Origin of the sequence: Pseudomonas sp. FeS53a (assembly GCF_000931385.1) — a bacterium.
In the GTDB taxonomy this organism is placed as follows: Bacteria; Pseudomonadota; Gammaproteobacteria; order Pseudomonadales; family Pseudomonadaceae; genus Metapseudomonas; species Metapseudomonas otitidis.
This window is the reverse complement of record NZ_JYFT01000043.1, coordinates 24,193-38,975: the sequence shown is the minus strand read 5'-3', so window position 1 is coordinate 38,975 and position 14,783 is coordinate 24,193. Positions and strand designations below refer to the sequence as shown.

General features: G+C 66.8%; 14 protein-coding genes and 1 pseudogene. 11 read left to right on the top strand and 4 right to left on the bottom strand.

Annotated elements, in window-relative coordinates:
* Window positions 1–134 precede the first annotated feature (134 nt).
* From ahpC to SZ55_RS12560, 3 genes are all read left to right on the top strand, one after another.
* A complete protein-coding gene (gene ahpC / locus SZ55_RS12570) occupies window positions 135–698 on the top strand; it encodes an alkyl hydroperoxide reductase subunit C (protein ID WP_044406148.1) in 564 nt (187 codons plus the stop codon).
* A gap of 138 nt (window positions 699–836) precedes the next feature.
* Window positions 837–2,390 carry an alkyl hydroperoxide reductase subunit F gene (gene ahpF / locus SZ55_RS12565; protein WP_044406145.1) on the top strand — a complete coding sequence of 518 codons (1,554 nt, stop codon included), beginning with the start codon at window positions 837–839 and terminating at the stop codon, window positions 2,388–2,390.
* Window positions 2,391–2,569: 179 nt separating this feature from the next.
* On the top strand, window positions 2,570–3,058 hold the full coding sequence (locus SZ55_RS12560; protein WP_044406142.1) for a GNAT family N-acetyltransferase: 489 nt from the start codon (window positions 2,570–2,572) through the stop codon (window positions 3,056–3,058).
* A gap of 17 nt (window positions 3,059–3,075) precedes the next feature.
* Here SZ55_RS12560 and SZ55_RS12555 read toward each other — a convergent pair whose 3' ends face one another.
* On the bottom strand, window positions 3,076–3,672 hold the full coding sequence (locus SZ55_RS12555; protein ID WP_044406139.1) for an NAD(P)H-dependent oxidoreductase: 597 nt from the start codon (window positions 3,670–3,672) through the stop codon (window positions 3,076–3,078).
* Window positions 3,673–3,833: 161 nt separating this feature from the next.
* Between SZ55_RS12555 and SZ55_RS12550 the strand changes: the two genes are divergently transcribed.
* Window positions 3,834–4,151 (top strand): putative quinol monooxygenase, encoded by a 318-nt coding sequence (locus SZ55_RS12550; RefSeq protein ID WP_044406135.1) that lies wholly within the window; start codon window positions 3,834–3,836, stop codon window positions 4,149–4,151.
* Window positions 4,152–4,297: 146 nt separating this feature from the next.
* Here SZ55_RS12550 and SZ55_RS12545 read toward each other — a convergent pair whose 3' ends face one another.
* The gene (locus tag SZ55_RS12545) at window positions 4,298–5,296 is read right to left on the bottom strand and encodes an AraC family transcriptional regulator (RefSeq protein WP_044406132.1); all 999 of its coding nucleotides are present in this window, start codon (window positions 5,294–5,296) and stop codon (window positions 4,298–4,300) included.
* A gap of 322 nt (window positions 5,297–5,618) precedes the next feature.
* On the opposite strand from SZ55_RS12545, the gene SZ55_RS12540 reads away from it, so the two are divergent.
* The 5 genes and pseudogenes from SZ55_RS12540 (at window position 5,619) to SZ55_RS12520 (ending at window position 12,065) form a co-directional block, all read left to right on the top strand.
* Window positions 5,619–6,923, top strand: coding sequence for a dicarboxylate/amino acid:cation symporter (locus SZ55_RS12540; protein ID WP_044406129.1), 1,305 nt, complete (start codon window positions 5,619–5,621; stop codon window positions 6,921–6,923).
* A 198-nt stretch (window positions 6,924–7,121) separates the two neighbouring features.
* The gene (locus SZ55_RS12535; RefSeq protein WP_044406126.1) at window positions 7,122–8,261 is read left to right on the top strand and encodes an acyl-CoA dehydrogenase family protein; all 1,140 of its coding nucleotides are present in this window, start codon (window positions 7,122–7,124) and stop codon (window positions 8,259–8,261) included.
* A gap of 50 nt (window positions 8,262–8,311) precedes the next feature.
* Window positions 8,312–9,148 carry an amidohydrolase family protein gene (locus tag SZ55_RS12530; RefSeq protein WP_052807589.1) on the top strand — a complete coding sequence of 279 codons (837 nt, stop codon included), beginning with the start codon at window positions 8,312–8,314 and terminating at the stop codon, window positions 9,146–9,148.
* A 66-nt stretch (window positions 9,149–9,214) separates the two neighbouring features.
* Window positions 9,215–10,852: pseudogene (locus SZ55_RS12525) on the top strand (AMP-binding protein).
* Window positions 10,853–10,871: 19 nt separating this feature from the next.
* Window positions 10,872–12,065, top strand: a complete 1,194-nt coding sequence (locus SZ55_RS12520) for a CaiB/BaiF CoA transferase family protein (RefSeq protein ID WP_044406123.1) — start codon at window positions 10,872–10,874, stop codon at window positions 12,063–12,065.
* A 21-nt stretch (window positions 12,066–12,086) separates the two neighbouring features.
* On the opposite strand, the gene SZ55_RS12515 is transcribed toward SZ55_RS12520, so the two are convergent.
* A complete protein-coding gene (locus SZ55_RS12515; protein WP_044406120.1) occupies window positions 12,087–13,001 on the bottom strand; it encodes a DUF6685 family protein in 915 nt (304 codons plus the stop codon).
* A gap of 153 nt (window positions 13,002–13,154) precedes the next feature.
* On the opposite strand from SZ55_RS12515, the gene SZ55_RS28025 reads away from it, so the two are divergent.
* Together SZ55_RS28025 and SZ55_RS12505 are read left to right on the top strand one after the other, a co-directional pair.
* The gene (locus SZ55_RS28025) at window positions 13,155–13,379 is read left to right on the top strand and encodes a DUF2835 domain-containing protein (protein ID WP_044406117.1); all 225 of its coding nucleotides are present in this window, start codon (window positions 13,155–13,157) and stop codon (window positions 13,377–13,379) included.
* Between the two features lie 54 nt (window positions 13,380–13,433).
* Window positions 13,434–14,471 carry a quinone-dependent dihydroorotate dehydrogenase gene (locus SZ55_RS12505; RefSeq protein ID WP_044406115.1) on the top strand — a complete coding sequence of 346 codons (1,038 nt, stop codon included), beginning with the start codon at window positions 13,434–13,436 and terminating at the stop codon, window positions 14,469–14,471.
* 90 nt (window positions 14,472–14,561) lie between these two features.
* Here the strand turns inward: SZ55_RS12505 and rmf are convergent, their stop codons facing one another.
* Complete coding sequence (rmf, locus tag SZ55_RS27415) at window positions 14,562–14,777, bottom strand: ribosome modulation factor (protein WP_074968920.1); 216 nt, start codon at window positions 14,775–14,777, stop codon at window positions 14,562–14,564.
* Between the last annotated feature and the right edge of the window lie 6 nt (window positions 14,778–14,783).

Sequence of the window (14,783 nt, the reverse complement as noted above, 5' to 3'; positions counted from 1 at the left end):
GCCTGCAGCATTGATTTAGTAAACCAATGATGGCGATGCTCTCAATCAATAAGCTCTTTACCGAGTAACCGCCTAGTATTCGTCGGGTAGATTTTTCAACCCACCCTTCACCCATGGAAAAGAGGTCTAACTGGATGTCTCTGATCAATACCTCCGTACAACCCTTCAAGGTCAACGCTTTCCACAATGGCAAGTTCATTGAGGTCACCGAAGAGTCCCTCAAGGGCAAGTGGTCGGTCCTGATCTTCATGCCGGCAGCCTTCACCTTCAACTGCCCGACCGAGATCGAAGACGCCGCCAACAACTACGCCGAGTTCCAGAAGGCCGGTGCCGAGGTCTACATCGTGACCACCGACACCCACTTCTCCCACAAGGTGTGGCACGAAACCTCCCCGGCGGTCGGCAAGGCTCAGTTCCCGCTGATCGGCGACCCGACCCACCAGCTGACCAACGCCTTCGGCGTGCACATTCCGGAAGAAGGCCTGGCCCTGCGCGGCACCTTCGTGATCAACCCGGAAGGCGTCATCAAGACCGTCGAGATCCACTCCAACGAGATCGCCCGTGACGTGTCCGAGACCCTGCGCAAGCTGAAAGCTGCCCAGTACACCGCTGCCCACCCGGGCGAAGTGTGCCCGGCCAAGTGGAAGGAAGGCGCCGCTACCCTGGCCCCGTCCCTGGACCTGGTCGGCAAGATCTAAGTCACGCAGTACCCTTCCCCCGGTGGCCGGCCGACCGGCTGGCCACCCTGCACAAAGCCCGAATCCGAGCGAGCAGGGCGGACGCGTCAGCGTCCGCCGCGGGGACCCCTTACGCCCGAAATACCCAAGGAGTCAGTCATGTTGGACGCCAATCTTAAAACCCAGTTGAAGGCCTACCTGGAAAAGGTCACCCAGCCGTTCGAGATCGTCGCGTCCCTCGATGACAGCGACAAATCCCGCGAGCTGCGTGAACTCCTGCAGGAAATCGTCGGCCTGACCGACAAGATCACCCTGCGCGAAGACGGCAACGACGCCCGCAAGCCCTCCTTCGCCCTGGAGCGCCCGGGTGCCGACATCAGCCTGCGCTTCGCCGGCATCCCCATGGGCCACGAGTTCACCTCCCTGGTCCTGGCCCTGCTCCAGGTCGGCGGCCACCCGTCCAAGCTGGACGCCGCCGTGATTGAGCAGATCAAGAACCTCGAAGGCGAATTCAACTTCGAAACCTACTTCTCGCTGTCCTGCCAGAACTGCCCCGATGTGGTGCAGGCGCTGAACCTGATGGCCGTGCTCAACCCCAACATCCGCAACGTCTCCATCGACGGCGCGCTGTTCCAGGACGAGGTCGAGCAGCGCCAGGTCATGTCCGTGCCCAGCATCTACCTGAACGGTGAGCTGTTCGCCCAGGGCCGCATGGGCGCGGAAGAGATTCTCGCCAAGATCGATACCGGCGCCGCCGCCCGCGACGCCGAGAAGCTCAGCGCCAAGGAGGCCTTCGACGTGCTGGTGGTGGGCGGTGGCCCGGCCGGTGCCTCGGCCGCCATCTATGCCGCCCGCAAGGGCATCCGCACCGGCGTTGCCGCCGAGCGCTTCGGCGGCCAGGTGCTGGACACCATGGCCATCGAGAACTTCATCTCCGTCCCGGAGACCGAAGGCCCGAAACTGGCCCGCGCGCTGGAAGAGCACGTCAAGCACTACGACGTCGACATCATGAACCTGCAGCGTGCCAGCGCCCTGATCCCGGCCAAGGCCGAAGGTGGTCTGCACGAGGTGAAGTTCGAGAGCGGTGCCAGCCTCAAGGCCAAGACCGTGATCCTCGCCACCGGCGCCCGCTGGCGTGAAATGAACGTCCCCGGCGAGCAGGAATACCGCGGCCGTGGCGTCGCCTACTGCCCGCACTGCGACGGCCCGCTGTTCAAGGGCAAGCGCGTTGCGGTGATCGGCGGGGGCAACTCCGGTGTCGAGGCGGCCATCGACCTGGCCGGCATCGTCGCCCACGTCACCCTGATCGAGTTCGACAGCAAGCTGCGCGCCGACGCCGTGCTGCAGAAGAAGCTGCACAGCCTGCCCAACGTCGAAGTGATCACCAGTGCGCTGACCAGCGAAGTGAAGGGCGACGGCCAGAAGGTCACCGGTCTGACCTACAAGGACCGCACCAACGACGAGTTCAAGACCCTGGAGCTGGAAGGCATCTTCGTGCAGATCGGCCTGCTACCCAACAGCGACTGGCTGAAAGGCACCGTCGAGCTCAGCCCCCGTGGCGAGATCATCGTCGACGCCCGTGGCGAGACCTCGCTGCCCGGCATCTTCGCCGCCGGCGACGTCACCACCGTGCCGTACAAGCAGATCGTCATCGCGGTCGGCGAGGGAGCCAAGGCCTCACTCAGCGCCTTCGATCACCTGATCCGCAACTGATCGGTCGACGCTCCACCCCAAAAGGCAGCCCTCGGGCTGCCTTTTTGGTTAGTGCGAGTCGTCCATGCCGATGTCGGACGTGCTCCTTGGGATGATCCATGGGCTGCGATTATGCTCGGTGCTCTTTTTGCCGACACCACCGCACCCACCGTATCCAGGCCAATCGACAGGGAGTCCCCGTGAGCCTTCACATCCGCCCGGCCGTGCGCAGCGACGCCAGCCAGATCCTCACCTTCATCCTCGAACTGGCCCGCTGTGAAAAGGCCGAGCACCAGGTGGTCGCCACCGTCCCGGACATCGAGCAGAGCCTGTTCGCCAGCGACTCGCCGGCCCAGGCGTTGATCTGCGAGGTGGAGGGGCAGCCCATCGGCTTCGCCGTCTACTACTTCGGCTATTCCACCTGGCTGGGCCGCAAGAGCCTGTACCTGGAAGACCTCTACGTCTCCCCCGAGCGCCGTGGCCTGGGCGCCGGCAAGGCGTTGCTCGCGTACCTGGCTCGGGTGGCCTGCGAGAGCGGCTGCCGCCGCATGGAATGGATGGTGATGGAGTGGAACGAGCCCGCGCTGGCCTTCTATCGCCGCCTGGGCGCGAGCCCTCTGGAGGACCTGGTGCGCTATCGCCTCGCCGACGACGCACTCCAGGCCCTGGCCGAAACCCGCCCGGCCTGAAGCAGCCGCGCGGAGCCTCAGGCCGGGGTGCCGACGCCGAAGACCCGGGCCAGGTGCGCCTGGTAGCGGGCCACGTCGCCGTCGATGTCCGGGCGCTTCATCACATCCACCGCGAGGAAGGTCGGCAGCGGCTGCATGCCGAGGAACTGGTTGGCCTTGTGGAAGGGGAAGTACACCGCGTCCACGCCCTTGGCTTCGAAGAAGTCGGTGGGGTCGTCGAAGGCCTGCCGGGGCGCATTCCAGGTGGCGGAGATCATGTAGCGCTTGCCGTGCAGCAGGCCGCCGCTGCCGTACTTCTGCGAGGCGTCCGAGCGGGTACGGCCATCGTTGGCGTAGAGGCTGCCATGGCCGGCGGTGAACACCTCGTCGATGTAGCGCTTCACCGTCCAGGGCGCGCCCATCCACCAACCCGGCATCTGCCAGACGATCACGTCGGCCCAGAGGAATTTCTGCACTTCCTCGGCGATGTCGTAGCCGCCGTCGATGAAGGTGGCCTGCACCTCGAGTCCGGCGCGGTCGAGGAAGGCGAGGGCCGCCTCGTGCAGGGTCTGGTTGTAGCGGCCGTCGGAGTGGGCGAACTGCTTGCCGCCGTTGAGCAGGAGGATCTTTTTCATGGCCAGGGCCTCATGGGAGCGAAGAATGGCCGGCAGCGTAGCGGGCGATAGGTGCGGGAAACACCGTCTCCCGTTCAAATCGCCTTTGCGTGAAAGTCATGAATCGGTCGCTGACCCGTGCGCTAGGCTGGCCCTCCCTTTCGACCCCCGACGGAGTGTCCATGACCGCGCCCTATGCCTTCATCCTTCATGCCCAGTTGCGCCCGGAGAAAGCCGATGACTTCGAGGCGCTGTTCCGCGCCTATGTCGAACCCAGCCGCGCCGAGGCCGGCTGCCTGGAGTACCACATGCTGCGGGATGCCCAGGACCCGACGCTGTTCATCTTCTTCGAGGTCTGGCGCTCGCGGGCGGATCTGGAGTTTCACGCCGCCTTGCCCCACATGCAGGCGTTCCATGCCCGGCGCATGGAGTACCTGGTGCGGGATTTCGAGATCCGCGAGGTGGTGGTGCTCAGCGAGGGGGAGAGGAGGGCGCGTTGAGGGGCGTGCGGGGCTTCCGGTGTTCTGGGAGTTCGCTGGGACTTGGACGCCGCAGAGCTCCCGGACTGAAGTCCGGGCTACGTCCGGGCTACATCCGGCTACGTCGGGCTGAAGCCTGGGCTACGGCCAGGAACAAGGCGGGGCGGTCAGGCTTCCTGGGCGCGGTAGGCACCGGGGGTGAGCCCCGTCCATTTCTTGAAGGCGCGGTGGAAGGCCGAGGGTTCGGAGAAGCCGAGCTGCTCGGCCAGGTCCTGGATGGACAGCTCGTCCCGCCCCAGGTGGTAGATCGCCAGGTCCCGGCGCAGGTGGTCCTTCAGTTCCTGGAAGCTGGAGCCTTCTTCCCGCAGGTGGCGGCGCAGGGTCTGCGGGCTCATGTGCAACTGCTGGGCGACCCGCTCCAGGTCCGGCCAGGTGCGGCAGTCGCGCCCCAGCAGGCGGCGGATCTGGCTGGTCAGGCTGTCGCCGCCATCCGGGCGGGCCAGCAGGTCGGCGGGGGAGTGTTCGAGGAAGTGCTTCAGCGTGCGCTCGTCCTGCAGCAGCGGCATGGCCAGGTAGCGCGCGTTGAACAGCAGGCTGGTGCCCATCGCGCCGAAGCGGCGAGCGGTGGGGAAGAGCAGCTCGTACTCGGCCACGTGCTCCGGCTCGGCATAGGCGAAGGTGGCTTCCTCCAGGCGGATGCGCTGGCCGATCAGCCAACTGCCCAGGCGGTGCCAGATCACCAGCAAGCTCTCCACCAGGAAGTGGTCCGGGTCCCAGAGCATGCTGTCGTCCACGCTCAGGCGCACGCACTCGCCCTCGCGCTCCAGGCGGATCATCGGGGCTTCCGGGAACAGCCCGTAGAACAGCGCGCCGCGCACCAGGGCCTTTTCCAGGGACCGGCAATGGATGATGGCGTGGCACATCATGGCGAAGGTGCCGCGCTTGCTGCGCTGCCGGCCGAAGCCCATGTACTCGTCGTCCAGCGCCTCCCACAGCAACTGCATTAGCCGGCTGAACTGCTCGGGCGCGACCCGTGCGCGGGGCTCCTCCAGGAGGGCCGGGTGGATCCCGGCCTGCCTGAGGAGGGCACTGCAGTCCAGGCCATGACGTGCCGGACCACGCAGGGCGGCACGGACGAAATGGCTGGCAATGGTGCGCTCGCGCATGGGGCGAATTCCCGGTCTGGAGGTGGCCGATGGTAGGGCGCTGCCGGAACGCGCCACAAGGGGCGCGGTGGCGGAAATCCCCCCGGCAGGACGGCGGAAACCCGCCTGAAACAACCGGATCTTGAGTTGCGCGGTTGGTCGTGGGCTTAGTGCCACAAGGCTTGTGGGACTTTCTTGAAGTTGGCACAAGGGCTGCAAAAGGCAGCTGCCGTCCAATGGTTTGGGCCGCAGAACAAGAAAGCCTCCCGGCAAGGGAGGAGCCAGATACCCGGTGCTGCGGGTCCGTTACGGACCTGGTCCCCAGCGCCCGAGAGGAACTGCCATGACCCGTCAACCCCTCTACAAAAGCCTCTATGTCCAGGTGCTGGTGGCCATCGCCATCGGTATCCTCATCGGGCACTTCTACCCGCAGACCGGCGTAGCCCTGAAACCCCTGGGCGACAGCTTCGTCAAGCTGATCAAGATGGCCATCGCCCCGATCATCTTCTGCACCGTGGTGACCGGCATCGCCGGCATGCAGAGCATGAAGGCCGTGGGCAAGACCGGTGGCTACGCGCTGCTGTACTTCGAAGTCGTGTCCACCCTGGCCCTGATCATCGGCCTGGTGGTGGTCAACGTCGCTCAGCCCGGCGCCGGCATGCATGTCGACCCGACCACCCTGGACACCAAGGGCATCGCGGCCTACGCGGCGGCGGGCGAGAAGCAGTCCACCATCGACTTCCTGATGAACGTGATTCCGGGAACCGTGGTCGGCGCCTTCGCCAATGGCGACATCCTCCAGGTGCTGTTCTTCTCCGTGCTGTTCGGCTACGCCCTGCACCGCCTGGGTGACTACGGTCGCCCTGTGTTCGAGTTCATCGAGCGCATCTCCCAGGTGATGTTCAACATCATCAACGTGATCATGAAGGTCGCGCCCATCGGTGCCTTCGGTGCCATGGCCTTCACCATCGGCGCCTACGGTGTGGGCTCGCTGGTGCAGCTCGGCCAACTGATGGCCTGCTTCTACATCACCTGCCTGCTGTTCGTGCTCATCGTCCTGGGCGGCATCGCCCGTGCCCATGGCTTCAGCATCCTCAAGTTCATCAAGTACATCCGCGAAGAACTGCTGATCGTGCTGGGCACCTCCTCCTCCGAGTCCGCCCTGCCGCGCATGATCGACAAGCTGCAGAAACTGGGCGCCGACAAGTCCGTCGTTGGCCTGGTGATCCCCACCGGCTACTCCTTCAACCTCGACGGCACCTCCATCTACCTGACCATGGCCGCCGTGTTCATCGCCCAGGCCACCGACACCCCGATGGACATCACCCACCAGATCACCCTGCTGCTGGTGCTGTTGATCGCTTCCAAGGGCGCCGCCGGCGTCACCGGCAGTGGCTTCATCGTCCTCGCCGCCACCCTCTCCGCCGTCGGCCACCTGCCGGTCGCCGGCCTGGCGCTGATCCTCGGCATCGACCGCTTCATGTCCGAAGCCCGCGCCCTGACCAACCTGGTCGGCAACGGCGTCGCCACCCTGGTGGTGGCCAAGTGGTGCAAGCAGCTGGACACCGACACCCTGAACCGCGAGCTGGCCGGCAACGGTTCGACGGCTGTGGACGTTGCCAGTGCGGGTGACGCCCAGCGCGCCTGATAGCGTTTCAACGGTTTCTCCTCCCTCCCCACGGGGAGGAGCCTTTCCAGGCCCGTCTCAGGACGGGCTTTTTTATGCCCGGAAGCCCGCACCGCCCCCAAGAGCGCATCGGTCAATCCACCCTGAGCGCTTGCGTCATTGAGCGGCCATTCGGCCGACGCCTACCCTGCGGGACGATTCCAACAGGGGGGACCCCGCATGCAACGCCAGCACTTCGAGACCGAGCACAACCTGTTCCGCGACGCCTTCAGTGCCTTCCTGCAGAAGGAAGTGGTGCCGCACCAGGACGAATGGGAAGCTGCCGGGGTGGTGGACCGCAGCGTGTGGAAGAAGGCAGGGGAAATGGGGTTCCTGCTGCCTTGGGCGGACGAGACGTACGGCGGGGCGGGGCTCAAGGACTTCCGCTACGAACAGATCATGTGTGAGGAACTGGCGGCCATCAACGAGCCCGGTTTCATGATCCCGCTGCACTCCGCCCTGTGTGGCCCGTACATCGCCGAGTACGGCAGCGAGGAGCAGAAGGCCCGCCTGCTGCCGGGGATCATTCGCGGCGAGATCATCCTCGCCGTGGCGATGACCGAGCCGTCCGCCGGCTCCGACCTGGCCGGCATGCGCACCACCGCCGTGGACAAGGGCGACCACTACGAGCTGAACGGCTCCAAGGTGTTCATCTCCAACGGCCTGCTGGCCGACGTGGTGATAGTCGCCGCCAAGACCGATCCGGCGAACAAGCACGCCATGGGCCTGTTCTTGGTGGAGCGGGGCATGGAGGGTTTCGAGCGCGGGCGCAACCTGAAGAAGCTGGGCATGAAGAGCCAGGACACTGCCGAGCTGTTCTTCAACAACGTCAAGGTGCCCAAGGCCAACCTGCTGGGCGATGCCAAGGGCGGCTTCTTCTACCTGATGAACATGCTCGCCCAGGAGCGCCTGACCAACGCCTGCGGCGCGGTGGCTGGTGCCGAAGCGGCGCTGCAGACCACCCTCGACTACGTGAAGGAGCGCAAGGCCTTCGATCGGCCCGTGTCCCACTTCCAGAACACCCGCTTCAAACTGGCCGAGATGCGCACCCAGATCGACGTCGCCCAGGTGTTCACCGACCGCTGCGTGATGGACCACAACCAGAAGAAGCTCACCCCCGAGGTTGCCGCCGAGGCCAAGCTGTTCACCACCGAACTGTTGTGCAAGGTGGTGGATGAAGGCGTGCAGCTGCACGGCGGCTGGGGCTACATGTGGGAGTACCCGATCTGCAAGATGTACGCGAACGCGCGCATCCAGCGCATCTTCGCCGGCACCTCGGAAATCATGAAGGAGATCATCAGCCGCGGGATGAAGCTCTGAGCCCTGTCCCGGCTGCCACCGCCATGCCTGACGGCCAGGAGGCCACTGCCATGAATGCCACTGCTTCCCCGGGCGCCATCGACGCCTGGGCCCAACCCGCCAACGGCCGCGCCCGGCAGCTGCTGCCGGAGGTGGTGCGGCTGTTCGAGAAGTCCGGCTCCGCGCACCTGCTGGACCAGCCCCTGACCCCGGCGCAAACCGTGGCGGCCATGGACGAGGCCGGGGTGGAGAAGCTGATGCTGGCAGCCTGGTGCCGGCCGGAAGGGTGGGTGTTCGACAACAACCTGGTGGCCGAGTACACCCGTGCCTTCCCCGACCGCTTCGTCGGGGTCGCCACCGTGGACCTGGCGCGCCCCATGGCGGCCCTGCGCGAGCTGGAGCGGGCGGTGCAGGAGCTGGGCTGCAAGGCGCTGCGCATCGTGCCCTGGCTGTGGAAGCTGCCGCCCAACCACCGGCTCTACTACCCGCTGTACGCCAAGTGCATCGAGCTGGACATTCCCTTCTGCACCCAGGTTGGCCACACCGGGCCGCTGATGCCGTCGGAGACCGGACGGCCGGTGCCCTACCTGGACGAGGTGGCGCTGGACTTCCCCGAGCTGCGCATCGTCGCCGGGCACATCGGCCATCCCTGGACGGAGGAGATGATCGGGCTGGCCTGGAAGCACGACAACGTCTTCATCGACACCTCCGCCTACCTGCCGCGCTACTACCCCCAGGCGCTGCTGCACTACATGGCCAGCTACGGGCGGGACAAGGTGCTGTTCGGCAGCAACTTCCCGCAGCTGTCGTTGCAGCAGTGCATGGAGCAGGTCCGTGCCCTGGGGCTCAGGCCGGAGGTGGAAGCCGCCTTCCTGCAGGGCAATGCCCGGCGGGTGTTCCGCCTCTGAATCGCGCGGCCGGGAGGGCCGCCTGGCACCAGCCTCCACCACAACGACAAGCACAAGGGGGACGGGATGACTGACGCACTGCCACTGCAACAACTGGCCCACTGGGTCACCACCACGCCGGACCGGGTCTGGCTGCGCCAGCCGGTGGCGCGCCACTGGCACACGCTCACCTGGCGCCAGGCCGACGACCAGGCCCGGCGCCTGGCCAGCGCCTTGCGCGCCCTGGGCTGCGAACCGGGGGACCGCGTCGCGCTCCTGGCGAAGAATTGCGCCGAGTGGGTGCTGAGCGACCTGGCGATCATGCTAGCCGGGCTGGTCAGCGTGCCGCTCTACCCGCTGCAATCGGCCGAAAGCATCGACTACGTGCTGCGCCATGCCGGCTGCAAGGTGATCATCCTCGGCAAGCTGGACGACCCCGAGCGCCTGGCGCCGGGCCTGCCCGAGACGCTGGCGCGCATCGCCATGCCCTATCCGACCCTGCCGGCCGAGCACGCCTGGGACGACCTGCTGCGCCGCCATCCGCCCCTGGAGGACGCCCACTGGCAGCAGCCCGACGACCTGCTGAGCATCCTCTACACCTCCGGCACCACCGGCCAGCCCAAGGGGGTGATGCACAGGGCCCGGGCCTTTGCCTTCGCTTCCAGCCGCTCGGTACGGGAAATGGGCCTGGGGCCGGAGGAGCAGTTCGTTTCCTACCTGCCCTTGTCCCACGCGGCCGAACGCTTCCTGGTGGAGAGCAACAGCCTGTACAGCGGGGGCAGCATCGCCTTCGTCGAATCCCTGGAGACCTTCGCCGAGGACCTGCGGATCATCCGCCCCACGGTGTTCTTCTCGGTGCCGCGCCTGTGGACGCGCTTCCAGCAGGGTGTGCTGGAGAAGCTGCCCCAGGCGAAGCTGGAGCGCCTGCTGCGCCTCCCCCTGCTGGGCGGCCTGGTGGCCCGGCGCATCCGCCGAGCCCTCGGGCTGGACCGTGCGCGGGTGCTGGTGAGTGGCGCCGCACCGATCCCGGTGGCGCTGCTGAGCTGGTACCAGCGCCTGGGCATGACCATTTGCGAGGGCTACGGCATGACCGAGAACTTCGCCTACGGCAACTTCAACCGGCCCGGGCAGGTGCGCTTCGGCACGGTCGGCCGGGTCATGCCCGACAACGAGCTGCGCATCGCCGAGGACGGCGAGGTGCTCTATCGCAGCCCCAGCCTGATGACCGGCTATTACCGGGAACCGGAGAAAACTGCCGAGACCCTGCGTGATGGCTGGCTGCACACCGGCGACAAGGGCCAGGTGGACGAGGAAGGCTACCTGCGCATCACTGGGCGGGTGAAGGACATCTTCAAGACCAGCAAGGGCAAGTACGTGGCCCCGGCGCCCATCGAGGGTGAACTCGCCAAGAGCCACTGGGTGGAGCAGGTGTGCCTGATGGGCAGCGGCCTGGACCAGCCCCTGGCGCTGCTGGAGCTGAGCCCGGCAGCCCGTGCCGAGGCCCGGGAGCAGCTGGAGCGCGACCTGCTCTCGGTGCTGGAGCGGGTGAACGCTACGCTGTTGCCCCATGAGCGCATCCGCCACCTGGTGCTGGTGCGCGAACCCTAGACGGTGGACAACGGCTGCATGACACCCACCATGAAGATCCGCCGCAACGTACTGGAAGACCGCTTCGCCGCGCTGGCCGCCGGGCTCGACCCGCAGCGGCCGTTGCATTGGGAATGAACCGAACCTGGGAGTCGCCATGAAAGGCCCGCTCGCGTCACTGAAGATCCTCGATTTCTCCACCCTGCTGCCGGGGCCCTTTGCCTCGCTGCTGCTGGCCGACATGGGCGCCGAGGTGCTGCGCGTCGAGTCCCCCACCCGCATGGACCTGGTGCGGGTGCTGCCACCCCATGACGGCGGGCAGTCCACCAGCCACGCCTACCTGAACCGCAACAAGCGCAGCATCGCGCTGGACCTGAAGCGGCCCGAGGCGCTGGCGGTGATCCATCGCCTGGTGGCCGAGTACGACATCCTGCTGGAGCAGTTCCGCCCCGGTGTGATGGAGCGGCTGGGTTTGGGTTACGAGGCGCTGAAGGCGATCAACCCGCGGCTGATCTACGTCTCCATCACCGGCTACGGGCAGACCGGCCCCTACCGTGACCGCGCCGGGCACGACATCAACTACCTGGCCCTGGCCGGGGTGGCCAGCTACACCGGCCGCCGCGACAGCGGCCCGTTGCCGCTGGGGGTGCAACTGGCGGACATCGGTGGTGGCTCGCTGCATGGTGCCCTGGGGTTGCTGGCGGCGGTGATCCACCGGCAGGCGACGGGGGAGGGGCAGCACGTGGACGTGAGCATGACCGACTGCGCCTTCAGCCTGAACGGCATGGCCGGCGCGGGCTACCTGGGGGCCGGGGTCGAGCCGGACATGGAGAACCAGGCGCTCAACGGCGGCAGCTTCTATGACTACTACCGCACCCGTGACGGCCGCTGGTTCTCCGTTGGCAGCCTGGAGCCGCAGTTCATGGAGGTGTTCTGCGCGGCCATCGGCCGGCCCGAGCTGGCGGCCCGTGGCCTGTCACCCCGCCCCGAGGACCAGCAGGCGCTCAAGCGTGCGATTGAAATTGAGTTCGAGAAGCGCGACTTCAGCGAGTGGCAACAGGTGTTCGCCGGCCTGGATGCCTGCGTGGAACCCATGCTGCCCCTCTCCGAAGCGGTGGAGCATCCGCAGATCCGCGCCCGTGAGCTGGTGGTGGAGGTTCCGCGCGAGGGGCAGCCCGCCCAGCGCCAGATGGCCTGCCCCATCCGTTTCTCGGCGGGGCTGCCGGCACCGCGCCACACGGGCGTGGCGCTGGGCGCGCACACCCGGGAGGTGCTGGCGGGACTGGGGTACACCGAGGAGCAGATCGAGGCGCTGAAGGCGGCCGGCGTCACCGGGCCGGCGAAGCGCTGAGGCGCTGGCCGGTGAGGGGCGTCACTTCGCGCCGGGGAGGGCGGGGGGCTTGTCCAGGAGGGTGCGCAGGTACTGCACCACGTCGGCTGCACCGGCCAGGCGCAGCCCTTCACCCAGGGCAGTGGCCTCGGGGTTGTCCTTGGGCAGCAGCAGGAACTCGGGGGCCTTGCCCTTGCGGTTCTTCAGCAGGCTGAGGCGGGCGTAGGGGATGCCCTCGCTCATCAGCAGAGCCATGAACTCGGCGTGGCTCCAGGCCTCCACCGGCATCGACAACACGTGGTAGCGGCTGTCCAACAGGTCCAGCCCGGCGGGGAGCAGGCGGTAGGTCACCAGGTCGGCCGGCAGCGTCACCTCCATCTGCCGGCGTCGAGCGTATACGACAGCCGCAGCGAAGGCCTCGGGGTGATGGCTGCCGTGCCAGAAGACCCGGTCGCCGTACCAGCTGGCCTGGTACAGGGCCAGCCGTTCACCGGCCAGGAAGCGCGGCAGCGGCTGGCTGATGGCCTTGACGAAATCCTTGTAGCTGATGATCCGCACGTTCTTGCAAGCTGGCGTGGCGGCGTACAGCTCGAAGCTGGGGCAGGGCGGTTCCGGTTCGTCTTGCCCGTGGATCCCTTCCACCAGGCGCAGGTCGAAGTCGGACAGGTCGCGCCGTTCTTCCTCCACCAGATGCACCAGCACGGCGTGGGCCTGGGCCTTGTCTTCCTGCACCGGGCCGGAGAGTGCGTTGCGCGGCAGGTCCACCAGGCGTTGCAGCGGCGGACCGTTCTGCCACCAGATGTCCGGCTGCAGGGGGGAGAGCGGGGCGAAGGGCAGTTGCAGGCGGCTGGCCTGTTCCAGTACCTGGCGGGAGGCACGGCCCACCAGGCCCAGGCGTTGAGCCAGGGCTGCCAAGCGGGACGACAGGGTGTTCGTTGGGGACTGCGGCGAACTCATGGCCAGACAAGGACTCCCGGATCACGAAGGGGAGTTTGGCAGAGGTCGCGGATGGCTGCACGGCTTTGACGGTAACGGCAGTGATACGCTGGCGCGGTACGCCGCACAGTGCCGGCAGGTTGGATCATTTCGACGAACAACGAGGAGGCCTCCATGCCCAGCCTGGTGCTGGATATCTCACTGACCGCGGACCAGTTCCTCGCGGTCTATCAGGGCCACGCCAATCGGGTGATGGTGCGTAGCCGGGACGGGCGCAAGGTTAGCTTACCTGCGCATCATCTGCGGCCTTTTCTGACCCACGAAGGCATCCGCGGTTCCTTCGAGCTGGTGTTCGACCCGGCCAGCGGCACCCTGGAGTCGTTGCGTCGCCTCGCCTGAGTCGGGTCCGACGGCTATAATCGCCGGCCCATCCCGCCGATCGAAAACCCGCCCATGTACACCCTGGCCCGCGAGCTGCTGTTCAAACTGTCCCCGGAAACCTCCCACGAGCTGTCCATCGACCTGATCGGGGCCGGCGGACGCCTGGGCCTGAACCGCCTGCTGACCAAGGCACCGGCCAGCCTGCCGGTGAAGGTGATGGGGCTGGAGTTCCCCAACCCCGTGGGCCTGGCTGCCGGCCTGGACAAGAACGGCGACGCCATCGACGGCTTCGCCCAGCTGGGCTTCGGCTTCGTCGAGATCGGCACCGTCACCCCCCGGCCGCAGCCGGGCAACCCCAAGCCGCGCCTGTTCCGCCTGCCCCAGGCCGAGGCGGTGATCAACCGCATGGGCTTCAACAACCACGGCGTCGACCACCTGCTGGCACGCGTGCGTGCGGCCAGGTTCGACGGCGTGCTGGGCATCAACATCGGCAAGAACTTCGACACCCCGGTCGAGCGCGCCGTCGACGACTACCTGATCTGCCTGGACAAGGTCTACGCCCACGCCAGCTACGTGACGGTCAACGTCAGCTCGCCCAACACCCCCGGCCTGCGCAGCCTGCAGTTCGGTGACTCGCTCAAGCAGCTGCTCGAAGCCCTGCGCCAGCGCCAGGAAGACCTCGCCGTGCAGCACGGCCGCCGCGTGCCGCTGGCGATCAAGATCGCCCCGGACATGAGCGACGAGGAAACCGCCCTGGTGGCCAGCGCGCTGGTGGAGTCGGGCATGGATGCGGTGATCGCCACCAACACCACCCTGGGCCGCGAAGGCGTCGAGGGCCTGGAGCATGGTGACGAAGCCGGCGGCCTGTCGGGCGCGCCGGTGCGGGAGAAGAGCACCCAAACCGTGAAGGTGCTGGCGGCGGAACTGGGCGGGCGCCTGCCGATCATCGCCGTGGGCGGGATCACCGAGGGCCGTCACGCCGCCGAGAAGATCGCCGCCGGCGCAAGCCTGGTGCAGATCTACTCGGGCTTCATCTACAAGGGGCCGGCGCTCATCCGTGAATCGGTGGACGCCATCGCCGCGCTGCCGGGATTCGGCAAGGGGCGCTGAAATGAAAAGGGCTCCCGCTTGGGAGCCCCCTGGGCTTGCGCCCGCCGCCCGGATGGGGCGTGCTTGGTGAAATCGGTCAGGTCCGAGGTATCAGCCTACGGCGTGGAGTTGATTGAGTCGGTGAATGCCGGCCGTGCCGGTAAAGCCATCCCAGTGGTCGCCGCGGCCCTCCCGCCAGCCGTTGATCCAGGCTTGGCGAGTGGTGGGATGGGTGAAAGGACAAAGGTCGCGGGATTTGCCATGAATGCCGTGCTGATAACCGCGCAGGAATGCTCGTTCCATCGGATCACGCTTAAGTCTTCTCATAGGGTG